Annotated in this window: 8 protein-coding genes; 2 read left to right on the top strand and 6 right to left on the bottom strand. The window is 63.5% G+C overall.

Annotation, left to right across the window (positions count from 1 at the left end; all coding sequences use genetic code 11):
- Positions 1-35: 35 nt before the first annotated feature.
- Both Q3866_RS00375 and Q3866_RS00370 read left to right on the top strand, forming a co-directional pair.
- Positions 36-971, top strand: a complete 936-nt coding sequence (locus Q3866_RS00375) for a type I phosphomannose isomerase catalytic subunit (RefSeq protein WP_301828767.1) — start codon at positions 36-38, stop codon at positions 969-971.
- Between the two features lie 12 nt (positions 972-983).
- Entirely contained in the window at positions 984-1,871 is an 888-nt protein-coding gene (locus tag Q3866_RS00370; RefSeq protein ID WP_301828766.1) for a sugar nucleotide-binding protein, read from the top strand.
- 300 nt (positions 1,872-2,171) lie between these two features.
- On the opposite strand, the gene Q3866_RS00365 is transcribed toward Q3866_RS00370, so the two are convergent.
- The 6 genes from Q3866_RS00365 to Q3866_RS00340 form a co-directional block, all read right to left on the bottom strand.
- Positions 2,172-3,257: a hypothetical protein gene (locus tag Q3866_RS00365; protein ID WP_301828765.1), complete on the bottom strand. Its 1,086-nt coding sequence runs from the start codon at positions 3,255-3,257 to the stop codon at positions 2,172-2,174.
- A 119-nt stretch (positions 3,258-3,376) separates the two neighbouring features.
- A complete protein-coding gene (locus tag Q3866_RS00360) occupies positions 3,377-5,434 on the bottom strand; it encodes a translation factor GTPase family protein (protein WP_301828764.1) in 2,058 nt (685 codons plus the stop codon).
- Positions 5,435-5,819: 385 nt separating this feature from the next.
- On the bottom strand, positions 5,820-6,044 hold the full coding sequence (locus Q3866_RS00355; protein ID WP_301828763.1) for a helix-turn-helix domain-containing protein: 225 nt from the start codon (positions 6,042-6,044) through the stop codon (positions 5,820-5,822).
- 161 nt (positions 6,045-6,205) lie between these two features.
- Positions 6,206-6,511 (bottom strand): HTH domain-containing protein, encoded by a 306-nt coding sequence (locus tag Q3866_RS00350; protein ID WP_301828761.1) that lies wholly within the window; start codon positions 6,509-6,511, stop codon positions 6,206-6,208.
- A 375-nt stretch (positions 6,512-6,886) separates the two neighbouring features.
- Positions 6,887-8,872 (bottom strand): InlB B-repeat-containing protein, encoded by a 1,986-nt coding sequence (locus Q3866_RS00345; RefSeq protein ID WP_301828759.1) that lies wholly within the window; start codon positions 8,870-8,872, stop codon positions 6,887-6,889.
- Between the two features lie 294 nt (positions 8,873-9,166).
- Complete coding sequence (locus Q3866_RS00340; protein WP_301828758.1) at positions 9,167-12,355, bottom strand: FctA domain-containing protein; 3,189 nt, start codon at positions 12,353-12,355, stop codon at positions 9,167-9,169.
- Between the last annotated feature and the right edge of the window lie 319 nt (positions 12,356-12,674).

Below are 12,674 nucleotides of genomic sequence, written 5' to 3'. Positions count from 1 at the left end.
CGAGTGCGCACCGGCACTAGAGGAAAGGAAGCGGCATGGGTCCCATTCTGCTCAAGCCCACCTACATCTCCCCCATCTGGGGCGGAACCCGCATCTCCGAGGCTCGCGGCCTCGAGCATGGCGACGACGTCAACAATGGCGAGGCATTTGACGTCTCGGCTCACCCCGACGTCTGTACCTCGGTCGAGGGCGGCCCGTTCGACGGCACGCGCTTCGATGAGCTCATCGCCAAGCACCACGACGAGCTCATCGGCGACCTTGCCGACGATGCCACGATTCAGGTCGTCTCGATGGACCCCAAGGAGTTCCTCTCCGTGCAGGTGCACCCCGATGAGACCTACGCCCAGGCAGCCGAGGGCGACCACGAGAAGGCCGAATCCTGGTACGTCCTCCACGCCGAGCCGGGCGCCGAGCTCATCGCCGGCTGCACCACGAGTGACGTTGACGCTCTGCGCGAGGCGGCGGCAGACGACACGATCGGCGACAGGTACGGCAGGCGCGTCGAGATGCACGAGGGCGACTTCATCCTCATTCCCGCAGGTACGATGCATGCGCTGGGACCGGGTATCTTTGCCGTCGAGATTGGCTCGTTTGGCAACACCACGTATCGCCTGTGTGACTGGGGCCGCGGCCGCGAGCTGCACGTCGACAAGGGGTTCGACGTGCTCAAGACCGACAACGAAACCACGGTCGAGCACCTGGGGATCTACGACGAGGCAGCCGGCACACGCGTGCGCCGAGGCGTGACCCACCGTCTGTTCGAGTCGAACGTGGTAGACGTCGCTGGCGAGTGGCACGTCGAGAAGGGTGGGCGCTACCAGATTCTCACCTGCGTCCACGGCACGGCCACGATCGAGACCAGCGAGGGCACGGTTGAGCTGGGGTACACGCGCTCGTGCGTCATCCCGGCCTGCGTGCGCGAGTTCACCGTGCGCGGCAACTGCCGCGTGCTGCAGAGCTATCGGCCCTAGAGAGGAAGCCCCATGAAGCAGAAAGTGGCCGTTACCGGCGCCAGCGGTTATCTGGCAAGTCTCGTGCAGAGGTACAACGGCGACAAGTTCGAGTTCGTGCGCGTGAGCCGCGCCGACGTGGACTATTCCAAGCCGCAGGAGGTTCGCTCGTTCTTTGAGGGCCTCGACTTTGACGTGATGTTCCACACGGCCGCCAACGCCACGACGGCAGACTGCGAGAACGACCCGGCCGGCACACACCTTGTCAACTGCGACTCGGCCATCGAGATCGCCAAGGTGTGCGAGGAGCGCGGCAAGCGCATGCTGTTCATCTCGACCGAGCAGCTGTTCAACGGCAAGAGCGAGCCCGGGCCGTTCGACGAGAGCGTGGAGCCCAGTTGCGTCACCAACTACGGCATCCAGAAGTCCGAGGTAGACGCTTGGCTTACGGCAAACTCGAGCAACCACGTGACGCTGCGCCTCTCGTGGATGTTTGGCATGGCGATGCCGGGCGTGAGGCCCTCGCCTGGCATCGTTGGCAACGTGCTTCGCGCGATGCGCACGCGCACGCCCACCATGTTCACCGTGAACGAGAAGCGTTGCATGACCTATGCGCAGCAGCTGGCAGACAACTTCGCGAGCATCTGCGAGCTCGAGAGCGGCACGTATCACTTCGCGGCCGCAAACGGGCACGATGTCAGCGACGGCATGAGCACCTACGAGTGCGCCAAGCTCGTCGCGAGCAAGTTTGGCTATGGCGCGGATGAGGTCGAGCGCTACATCCTTCCCAACACCGAGCGCTACGCGGACCGTTTCCGCGACTTTAGGCTCGATGCCGGCAAGATCGCCCGCTGCGGCATCGAGCTTGGCACCTTCGAGGACAACGTCGACCACTGCCTCGCCGACTTTGGCTGGGCGTAGGCCGCCATTTGCAGAAACTCACAAGCCGGGGAGGGCGCGTTCGCGCCCTCCCCGGCTTCGTTTAGGCCATCTACCAAGCAATTACTCCCTTAATTGGTCGTTCGACCGAGTTCTGAACGAGCTATCGAGCAATTAAGGGACGCTCTTCATATCGGGAAAACTAATAATCGCAGGTAGACAGACTGCAATAATTCCGGCGAGCCACCCAGGCCTTGGGTTTAGCCTCGTTTCTGGCCCAAAGGTCATTCAGAACTCAGTCGAACGACCATTTCTTTCTCGGGCGCTCCGGTAGATGGCTTGTTATAAATCGCAAATACCCAGAGCCGCTAGCATCTCTGCCCGGCGAGCCCTCATCTGCTCATTCGCTTCCGTTCTCTCCGGTCTCAGGCCAGACTTTCTTTTAATCAGCTCGGCAATGTCGTCGACCTTCGATTCGTCTGCGATCTGCCTGGCCGCCACGAAGACGCAGGAGTAGCCCATCTGCATCAGGGCGTTCTGCCTCGCCTCGTCTCGCGACCTGCCTTCGTCTGCAGTGTGCCATTCCTTCCCCTGATATTCGATGTCGAGCTTCGCACGCCGGTAAAGCAAGTCGGCAACGAGATGCGAACGCCCGCACTGGTGCGCTGCTGATTCGCTCAGCTCAATCTCAACGTTGAGCTCTGGCCTCGGACAGCCCCAGCCACCCAGCCTCCGCGGCAGACTTAGCATCGCGGCCAGGGCGGTTTCCCTCGGAGAAGCCGAGTTGTCCATGCAGCATCTGGCAGCCTGGCGCGCGGCGTCGAGCCCGCGGATCCTGCCAACGATGCTCACAAGATGCCCAATTCTCGCGGCGGTTGTCACGGGAACCACCCCATACTCGCAGCCGCGCACGCCATCGCACGAATAGGTTCCACAGAGCTCCATCGCTAGGGCAAGCGTCTTGTAAAAGCCAAGGCCAGAAGCCACCTGCATCAGCGCAACCTCAGGAGCCACGACGTAAACGCCAGGCTCGGGACAGCAGATGAGCCCATCGGGAACGGGACCCTTCCACACATGGCACCTAGCACCCACCGACGCACGGCGTGCGGAGTCCTTACCAACAACTATGTCGAGCTGGCCATCAAGCCCCAACGCGGCAGACGCATGGGCAATGCGGGGTGCCACGTCATGTGGAAGCTCGAGAGGAAGCAGCGAGCAGTCGGCCCAGACGCTCTCGGTGTCGATGCTAGCAAGCATGTCGTCGGGATACAGCTCCCCAAGCAGCTCCTTTGTCATCCCGGCATTCGAGCGGCGCACGTTGGTCCAAAACCTCAGTGCGCTCTCGTGCCCAACCACAATCGAAGACCCACGCTGCGGCCGCACCAGGCCAGAGCCGTAGACGCCGCCAAAACCAATCCCCTCGCCCATCGCTTCCCCTCCCCAAATAGTTGGGGAGATGATACGCGCGCCAGGGCGCGGCGCTACACAAGAAGGGGCGACGACCCCGCAAACGGCGCCGTCGCCCCAACTGAACCTATGTGACGCACCTACCTACCGGCGCCGCGGCGGGCCTGCCACTCCTCGGCAAGCTTGGCCTGCACGTCGTGGGGAACCTGCTCGTAGCCCTCGAGCTCGAGAGCGAACTCGCCGGTGCCGCGAGACAGCGAGCGCAGGCGCGTGGCATAGTCGAGCACCTCGGCGTAGGGAACGCGCGCCTGGATGACGGTGGTGCCGCGCTCGCCGGCGTCCATGCCCTCGATGCGGCCACGGCTGGCGCTGACGTCGCCCATGATCGAACCGGCATAGTCCTCGGGTACGGTGACCTCGAGCTTTGCCATGGGCTCAAGCACAACGGGCTCGGCGTCTGCGGCAGCCTTCTGGAAGCCGATGCGCGCGGCGGTCTTGAATGCCATCTCGTTGGAGTCGACGGAGTGATAGCTGCCGTCGTAGCAGGCAACGCGCACGTCGATCATGGGATAGCCGGCGACGACGCCCTCGCGCATGGTCTCCTGCACGCCCTTGTCGACGGCCGGGATGAGGCCCTTGGGAATGCGGCCGCCCACGACCTCGTCGACGAACTCGTAGCCGCCGCCCGGGTTGGGCTCGAGGCGCAGCCAGCAGTCGCCGTACTGGCCGGAGCCGCCGGTCTGCTTCTTGTGTCGACCCTGGGCACTCGAGGTGCGGCGGATGGTCTCGCGGTACGGCACGCGAATGGGCACCACGTGCGCCGAGACGCCGGCGCGGGCGGCCATGCGGTCGAGCAGGACGGACACCTGGGCCTCGCCCAGCGCGCTGATGACGGTCTGGCCGGTCTCCTCGTTGCGCGTGACCTTCATCGTGGGATCGGCGTCGCAGGACTTCTCGAGGAAGCTGAACAGCTTGTCCTCGGTGCCGCGCTTGTCGGGCTCGATGGCCACCTGGTAGAGCGAGTTGGGGAAGCGGAACGCCGCGGCCTCGACCTTGCCCGTCACGGACAGGGTGTCGCCCGCCATGGCAGAGATCTTGGGCGCAACCACGATGTCGCCAGCAACCACGCTCGAAACCTCGGTCATGTCGCGGCCAACCATGCGGTAGATGCGCGCGAGGCGCTCGGGCTTGCGCGTGCGGGCGCAGGTAAGCTCGAGGCCCGGGGTGAACGTGCCGGCAAGCACCTTCACGAGGGCGAGGCGGCCGTTCTGCTGGTCGTTGAGGACCTTGAAGACAAAGCCAACCGGGCGGTCGTCGTCCTCGTCGATGTCGAGGTAGTCGCCGTTGACCAGCGGCACCGAGCCAAAGTCGCTTGCCGCGGGGAAGTAGGTCTCGATGTCGTCCATGAGGCTCGTGACGCCCTCCTCGCGCGTGCACGAACCGGCAAAGACCGGCACGAAGATGCGCTCGGCGATGGCCTTGGCGAGCAGGCCCTCCAGCTCATCCTGGGTGAGCTGGCCATCGCCCTCGAGATACTTGAGCATGAGCTCGTCGTCGGCCTCGACCACAAGCTCGCAGAGGTGGGCACGAGCCTCGTCGGCGGCGGCGCGCATGTCGTCGGGGATGTCGCAGACGACCGGCTTGCCGTTGCCGTCAAGGTGACGGGCCCGCATGCGAATGACGTCGATGATGCCCTTGAAGTCGTCGCCCACGCCCCACGGCAGGGTCACGGCACCCAGGCGCTGGCCAAAGCGCTCCTGCAGCGCAGCGAGCGTGGCGGCGTACTGGGCCTCGGAGCGATCAATGCGGTTCACGAAGACGGCGCGGGCAAGCGACAGATCCTCGGCCGCATACCACAGACGCGTGGTGATGGCGCCGGGGTCGCCGGCGGCGTCGACGACGAAGACCGCGGTCTCAACGGCAGACATCGCGGCATAGGCATCGCCAACAAAGTCAGGGTAGCAGGGGGCGTCGATGACGTTCAGGCGCGCGCCGTTCCAGGGAACGGGCGCCATGGCGAGCTTGATCGAGAAGGAGCGCTTCTCCTCCTCGGGGTCATAGTCGAGCGTGGGCTTGGTGCCCTTGTGGCCGCCCAGTCGGGTCGTGACGCCCGAAAGGTGGAGCATGGCCTCGGCGAGCATGGTCTTGCCCACGCCGCCTTGGCCGACGAGGGCAACGTTTCTAATCTTCTCGCTCATGATGACTCCCTCCGTTGAGGTCCACGTGGCACAGACGGGAGGGAGAATCGCCGCAGTTGGCGCACCCAAACCGCTGCTTGGGTGGGCGCGCGGCCCACATACGCCACGGCATTCGTTGGATTAACCGTACCCAATCGGATACGGGACAAAAAGACGTCTCGCCGCCCGTGCGGCGAACGGGGCGCGATTGCGGGCGGGCGGCGTGGACCACCCCTTGGTTGCCTTGTGCGAGAAGAGCGCCGAACGCCCATCTTGCGAGAGGGGAGCGCGGGCGAAGTGAGCGGGACGGCGAGCGCGAGCAGGGCAACAAGGACGAGCGAGGGCGCAAAACGTGAGCGTGAGCAGGGCGATAGAATCCAGCCACGCCGCCAGACCCCACGGCCCGCTACTTGTGGGAGGAGTGCGGAGGCGCCGGGAACAGCAGGCGCACGTCGAGGCGGCAGCCCAGGGCGTTCGCGACGGCCTCCATCATGGCGACTGTCGCGTTACCGTTGCCCTGCTCGAGACGGCTCACGCAGGACTGGTGCACGCCCGACAGACGCGCGACCTCGACCTGCGTGAGGCCGGCCTCGGCACGGGCGTCGGCGAAGGCCTGGCCCACCTTGCGCATTAACTCGCTATCGTCGCTTCGAATTCGAGCCACGGCGCGTCACCGCCACCGCGGCTGGGAGACGCGGGAGCAACAGGGGCAACGGCGCTCAAGCAGACGCCATTTACCTCTGAGGCACCCCCCCCCGAACTTCTTCGAACAGGAGGGATATACGATGTTGTCTAGCGCTCGTCCTTGGCGAGTGCATCATCGCACTCCAGAACACGGATGCCCTCCTGCGTAACCTCGTACTCGTTCTCGAGCTGACCGCCGTTGCGAAGGAAGCGCGCCTGCACGCTGATAAGTCCCTTGTGCTCGAGCGAACGAATGACGTTTCGCACCGTAGCCAAGCTGCATGAAAAATCCGCGGATAGCTGGCTGACGCTCACAACGGTCGAGTTCACCCAGGCAATCTGCCGCAACACCGCAAGCTCTCGCTCGTTGATGCGCACGCCGGCCGTGGCGCTGACCTTGGCTCGCTTGGTCATGGATCCCCCCGAATCCCTACCGATTCCTGCGACGGAACTTGGATGCTGTCGCGCGGACGAGGACGGCAGGTCTGACTGGTTCGGGAACTCGGTGGCGCTGCATGGCCTGGCTCCTTGTTTCGCAACGTGATTCTTGGATGTCGGCCGTGATGCATATTTCAATCGACATTCAGAATATGCAGGTGGCACCCTCCCTTCTTTACGCTAGTAATTCGAACCTTTTACCTGCGGAAATATGACTTACATGCATATTTGCGGGCATCTCTTAAGAAAGCTGGGAATCGTTGCGCGCAAGCTCGCAACAAACAGGAGGGGCCAGCCAAAGCCAGCCCCTCCACCAATGCGTCGGGGCAACGAGCCACTCGACGCCGTTTGCTACTTCCTGCGCTTAGAGGCCACGAGGCCACCGGCCACGCAGACGGCCGCGGCACCCGCGAGGGCGACAGGCACCGCCGCGTTGTTCGCGTCGCCGGTCTGCGGAAGCTTCTTGTCCCTGGACTTGTTGGGCTTGTCGCCCTTCTCGCCGCTCTTCTCGGGCTTCTTGCTCCACTTGCCATAGAGCGTCATCGATCCGTCGAGCGCGGTGCCGTCGACCCACTTGGTGGTGCAGGCCTCGTCGGTGTACCAGCCGTCGAACGTCCAGCCCTCGGGCACGTCGACCGTCTTGCCGATGTAGGCGCTACCGTCCTCGAGGTCGTTGTCGGCCGCGGGCGGCACGGCACCGTCGGGCTTGGCGTCGCCAACATACTTGTAGTCGACGTTCACGAGCAGACCATGGGCGGCCTTGAGCGCCATCGGCTGCTCAAACGAACCAGCAGCGACGCGGTCGATGCGATTGCTGGCAGCCTCGCTTGCGTGAGCCTCCCAACGCGCGGGTACCTCACCCTCGAGACCGTCCTTGAACCAGCCGCTGATCGCATGGACGGCGGTGCCGTCGTGCTGCTCGTCGAGGGTCCAGCTGGAGCCCGTGGCGGGAAGCCTCACCATGCCGCTGTCGCTGTAGACGTCGTCGCCAGCCACGACGGCACTGTTGTTGCAGAGAACGGCACCCTCGCGAACCGTGACCTTACCCCCCTGGGAGTTCTTGATACCGCCGCCGAGCTGCACGACGTTCGAGCCCTCGCGGGCACCGTTGCCAGTGACGACCGTACCAGCACCAAAGCTCACTGTACCCGCCGCGTTGTTGACGGCACCCAGGGGGTTGTTGACGAGCTCAACCGTAGCGCCATCAGCGAAAGACACGTTCGCAGCCGCACGATACGTTGCAATGGCACCGGTGTAGTAATCGGGCTCGCCCGTATATCCCTTACCCGTGCCAGAGATGCTCAGATGGGCGCCAGCCTGGACGTCAACGTTGCCACCATAGAGGAAAATACCGCTCGAGGTGTTGTCCTCCATAGTGAGGGTGCCACCGTTGATGAGCGACAGGACCTTGGTATTGCGATAGCCGGTGATACCCATATCGTTGCGGCTTATGGTTGCCGTCGAGGCGTCAACCACGAAATTGCACCTCACGAGGCCCTGGTTCCCGTTGTCGCAGATAGACAGCTTGGAGCCACCGGTCACGTTGACGTTCATTCCCGTGATACCGTTAATGGCGCCCTTCTCGACGATGAGCGAGGCGCCGTTATTCACGTTAACGGAGGCCGTGGGAGCAGGCTTGCCCTCGGCCATGATTGCCGTGTAGCCGAGATCCGAAAAGGTCACGGACGTCGTCGCGCCATCAAGCGTGAGCCCGCAGGCCGCAGTGGGATTCTGCACGTAGAGGCCAGAGTCGGCGAAGGTGGCCGTAGCCCCATCCCTGAACTCAAGGGCGCCGTTGCCCTTGAGCACGACGTCCCACTTGCTGCTGATGCTCAACTGGTTCGAGAAGGTCACCTTTGCGTTGGAGAAGACGAGCTTGGCCTCCACCTCGAGGCCGCCAGACTCGGTGTTCGGCTGCGCGGTGACCGCCACGGTGTGGCCCGCGCCGGCAATCGTGACGTTCTTGGCCAGCTTGTTGGTAGAAGAAATGGAGGCGTCTGCGAGCAGCTCGATCGTGGAACCGTCCGTGGCATCTGCGAGAGCGGCGTCGAGCGAGTCGTAATCCTTGTCGCCGATGCGAGCAACGCCGGTCGCGGCCTGGGCGGCAACGGCGGGGGCTTCGGTGGTAGCGGGGTTCTCGGCCTGGGCGGCGTCAGCGGTAGCCGCGGAAGCCGTTGCGGGAGCCTCGGCCGTCTGAGCGACCTCGGTCTGAGCCTGCGGGTCGACGTCGAGGGCGATAGCCGAGACGGGCGCCACGCCAAGGGCGGTGGCGAGTCCGGCACACGTAACGGCAACGGCAAACTTTGACGGTCTGACGGACCAATTCTTACGGCTCATGGGAAGGCACCTCTCACTTTTGACAACGTGTGAGGCACCCCGTGATATGCATAAATTTGATTGCGTTTAGAATATGCAAATTGCCCCACGTTTATGACTCTAGGAACGTGGGCCATCTACATGCGGGAATATCACTTATATACATATTAGTGGACATTTCAGGCACGATTAAGGCGTTATCGTTTTTGCATATAACGTTTGTTGCACGCAAACTCGCAACAATAAAGGAGGAGTCAGCGCCTGGCTGACCCCTCCCCGGGCATTGCTCTGTCCTAGCCGCGTGGCTTCAGGAAGTTACTTCCTGCGCTTGGCGACCACGAGACCGGCGGCCACGCAGACGACCGCGACCACGGCGAGCACAACGGGCACGGTGGCGCTGTTGGTGTCACCCGTCTGCGGGATCTGCTTGTCCTCCGCAGGCATGTCAGACTCCTCGGCCTTCGCGGACTCGGTGTAGGTGTTGGTGAACGTGGGGTTGTCGCCCTCGACGGAACTCACCGTAAGCTGGCCAACGCCGTCGTCGGCAACCGTCACCTTCACGTCATAGGTCTTGTCGTCATAGGTCACGTTCGCCTGGCCGTCGTTGACCTCACGGATGGTGAAGTCGTAGGTGCCGGCCCTGGTGAGCGCGAGGCTGCCAAACGAGACGTTGCCGTTGGCATCGTTGGTGCCACGGGCCACGACGTTGCCGTTGTTGACGACCTCGAAGGTAAACTGGCCCTCGGCAAGCGTGGCACCCTCATAGGCCTTGGTGGCCTTGAGCTCGACGGACGTGGGAGCAGCGGCATAGCTGTTCTTGAACGTGATGGCATCGCTGATGGAGGTGGCGTTGGCCTCGAGCCGGCCCTCGCCGTTGTCCTTCACGGTGACCGTCACCTGGTAGGTGCTGGCGTCATAGGTCACGCCGCCCTTGGCGTCGTTGACCTCGCGGACGGTGTACTTGTACTCGCCCGGCTTGGTGTAGTCGACGCTCGGGAACGTGACGGTACCGCCCTGGTTGGTGGCGGTGGCAACCTGGTTGCCGGCCTCGTCGACGAGCTCGAACGTGAAGTCGTCATCCTTAAGGTCGCGGCCACTGAGCTTCTTGGAGACCTTGACGTCGTTGGAGACGCTGTAGCTCACGGAGTTCGCGCTGTAGGTGTTAACGAACGGGGCGATCTTGCTGGTCTTGGCACTCATGGTGCCGTCGCCGTTGTCCGTCACGGTAACGGTGAAGCGCTTGTCGGAGTCGTTGTTGACGCCTGCCTTGGAGCCAGACTCGGTGATGGTGTAGGTGAAGGTCTTGCTCATCTCACCAGCGAGGTCATCCTTGGTGAACTTGATGTCGCCAAAGGAGACGTTGCCAGCCGCGCCGTTGGAGACGGTGGTGGTAGCAGGCAGCGGGCCATCGCCGGTGATGGTGAAGTTGAAGTCGCCGGCGTTGAGGCTCGGGGCGGTGACACCGTCCTGGTTGGAAACGAGATGCTTTGAAGCCGTCACGGAGACGGTAACGTTACTGGGCTTGTAGGCGTTCTCGAACTTGAGGCCGCCATCGGGCAGGCTCACCTGGGCCACCAGGGCGCCGTCCTTCTCGACCACGTCGATCTCGACCTGCAGCGTGGAGGTCTGGGCGGTGATGCCCTTGTCGGCAAGGCCGTCGGTGACCTCGGCCACGTTGTAGTAGTAGGTGCCGGGCGCGTCGAAGGTGATGTCGCCAAAGTGGAAGTTGCCCGCGGCGTCGTTCTCGGCGGTCATCTGCGTGGGCGCGGGCGCGACGCCGCACGGGGTGATGGTAAAGCTGAACTCGCCGGCGACGAGGGCGCGGCCCGTGAGGGTCTTGGTGCCCGCAAGCTGGGTGGTGCCGTCGACCGTGACGGGCCAGGCCTTGTGGGTGTTGGTGACCGAGAGGTTCAGGCCATCGACCGCGACGTTGGTGGTGTAGCTGGAAAGGTCACCATCGGTCTCGCGGGCGCCCCAGGCGGAGGCATCGGCGGGATTGCCCGTCACGGTGACGGTGCTCGTCCAGTTGTTGCTGGCAGAGAGCTCGACAGGCGTGCCATAGTCGGCGCTGTTGCGCGTGACCTGTACGTGGACGGGCTGGGTAGCGCGGGCGTCATCGCGGGCGTTCTCCCAGGTCTTGGTCACCGTGAGCTGCTTGGTGGGCAGAGCGATGGTGGGAATGTCGTAGTCCGCATAGAGCGTGTCGCTCACAACGTCGGTGGCACCGGTGCGCTTGGTGACGGTCTTGTACTCGAGCGTCGTGGCGTCGTGGTCTCTGTTGACGTTGGTGGGAACGGGGTTCGTGAGCGTACCCGCGGCAATCGCGTCATAGGCGTCCGCCGTGGGCCTGATGTCGAAGCTGACGGTGTAGGTGGCATCGGCCTCGAGCTCGCGCTCGCCGGAGAGGTCGACCGTGAGCTTCTTGCCGTCGACCTTGGCCACGGCGCCAGCAACGGGGCTCGTGCCCGAGGCGTCGGTCTTGGTGATGGTCGCGGAGGCAAGCGTGCCATCTGCGGAGACGGCATCCTTGAAGTCGACGTAGTCGGAGAGCTGGTCAACGATCTTGACGTCGCGGTAGTAGCACGAGTTGGTGATCGTCTGGGCAATCTCGGCAAATGCGTCGTTCAGCTTGTCGGCATCAGTGCCATCGAGGAAGTCGCCGGTGACGTCGTTGGCGAACTTGGTCATCGAGGCGTTGGCGGACGTGTCGCCACTCACGGCAAAGAGCTGGACGGTGTCGACGTCGCGCTTGTTGGCCTCGGTCACGGCGCTGTTGTAGTTGGCGTTGTAGGGATCGTCGTTGCCGGAGCCGTGAATGCCGTGCGGGGTAGCCCAGGTGTCGTCCTCGTCATAGGCAGGAACCTTGTGAAAGCCCTCGCTGAACGAAAAACCCAATTTTGTTCCCGTCTGGACCGAGCTGATGCGATACGTCGGTGCGCCATCGGAGAAGAACACGATGTACTTCCTGGCATCGGTACGGCCGCTGTTCTGGGCGTTGGCCTTCTGCAGCGCCTCCTCCCAGTTGGTACCGCCCCCTGCCTTCAGTCCATCGATGGCTTGGGTCGCGTCGCCCGCGTTGGCCGTGAAGCTCGTGGGGGTGTCGGCCCTCGTGTCAAAGCTGATGACCGAGACCTGAATCTGCTTCGAGGCATCGAGCTTGGCGTTGTCGTCGGTGAGCAGCTCGTCGATGAGGGCCTTCGCTGCCCTCTTGACGTTGTCGAGCTTGCCGTTGTCATTCATCGAGCCCGAGGTGTCGATGGCGAGGACAACGTCTGCCGGCGTGCTCTCGGACGAGCTCTGAGAGTCTCCTTTGACGGTGAGACTCAGCTTGTAGGTGCCGTCGCCGTTGTCGGTGACGGTCTTGGCGTGGTCGGGCTCGTCCAGGCTCACGTCGGTCGCATAGGCCTGCGTGGCGGGCAGGGCGACGCCCAGCACGAGCGCGAGGGCCGTGGTCAGCGCGCACGCCAGGACACCTCCCCAGCGCCTTGTCTTTCTTCTCTCCATAGGGTCCCTCTCCCTCGCCAGGCGAGGGTCCGTCCCTGCGCCTGAAGCTGGCTATACAGGGTCGAAGTTAAGTGACACAGCAATCTACCTGCGGAAATATAACTTATATGCATATCGCGACATAACCAAGCACGTTGCTGGGCATTTGAGGGAGGAGTGGACCGAATGGAAACCCCGGACGCATTGGACAGAGAAGGTCTGGCTGGAGCGAGCCAAGCGCAACAAGCGCGGAGACGGGACGAGCGCCCAGCACCCCCTCGCACAGAAAAGGGGCCAGCCGCACACGCAGCTGGCCCCAAAGGCTCATCTATTCGATTGG

Source organism: uncultured Parolsenella sp. (genome assembly GCF_958346945.1).
Taxonomy (GTDB): Bacteria; Actinomycetota; Coriobacteriia; order Coriobacteriales; family Atopobiaceae; genus Parolsenella.
This window is presented reverse-complemented; position numbering and strand designations above follow the sequence as displayed.

Coding starts and splice junctions, on each gene's coding strand:
- Q3866_RS00375 (WP_301828767.1), top strand. CDS start 36: ATGGGTCCCATTCTGCTCAAGCCCACCTACATCTCCCCCATCTGGGGC.
- Q3866_RS00370 (WP_301828766.1), top strand. CDS start 984: ATGAAGCAGAAAGTGGCCGTTACCGGCGCCAGCGGTTATCTGGCAAGT.
- Q3866_RS00365 (WP_301828765.1), bottom strand. CDS start 3,257: ATGGGCGAGGGGATTGGTTTTGGCGGCGTCTACGGCTCTGGCCTGGTG.
- Q3866_RS00360 (WP_301828764.1), bottom strand. CDS start 5,434: ATGAGCGAGAAGATTAGAAACGTTGCCCTCGTCGGCCAAGGCGGCGTG.
- Q3866_RS00355 (WP_301828763.1), bottom strand. CDS start 6,044: ATGCGCAAGGTGGGCCAGGCCTTCGCCGACGCCCGTGCCGAGGCCGGC.
- Q3866_RS00350 (WP_301828761.1), bottom strand. CDS start 6,511: ATGACCAAGCGAGCCAAGGTCAGCGCCACGGCCGGCGTGCGCATCAAC.
- Q3866_RS00345 (WP_301828759.1), bottom strand. CDS start 8,872: ATGAGCCGTAAGAATTGGTCCGTCAGACCGTCAAAGTTTGCCGTTGCC.
- Q3866_RS00340 (WP_301828758.1), bottom strand. CDS start 12,355: ATGGAGAGAAGAAAGACAAGGCGCTGGGGAGGTGTCCTGGCGTGCGCG.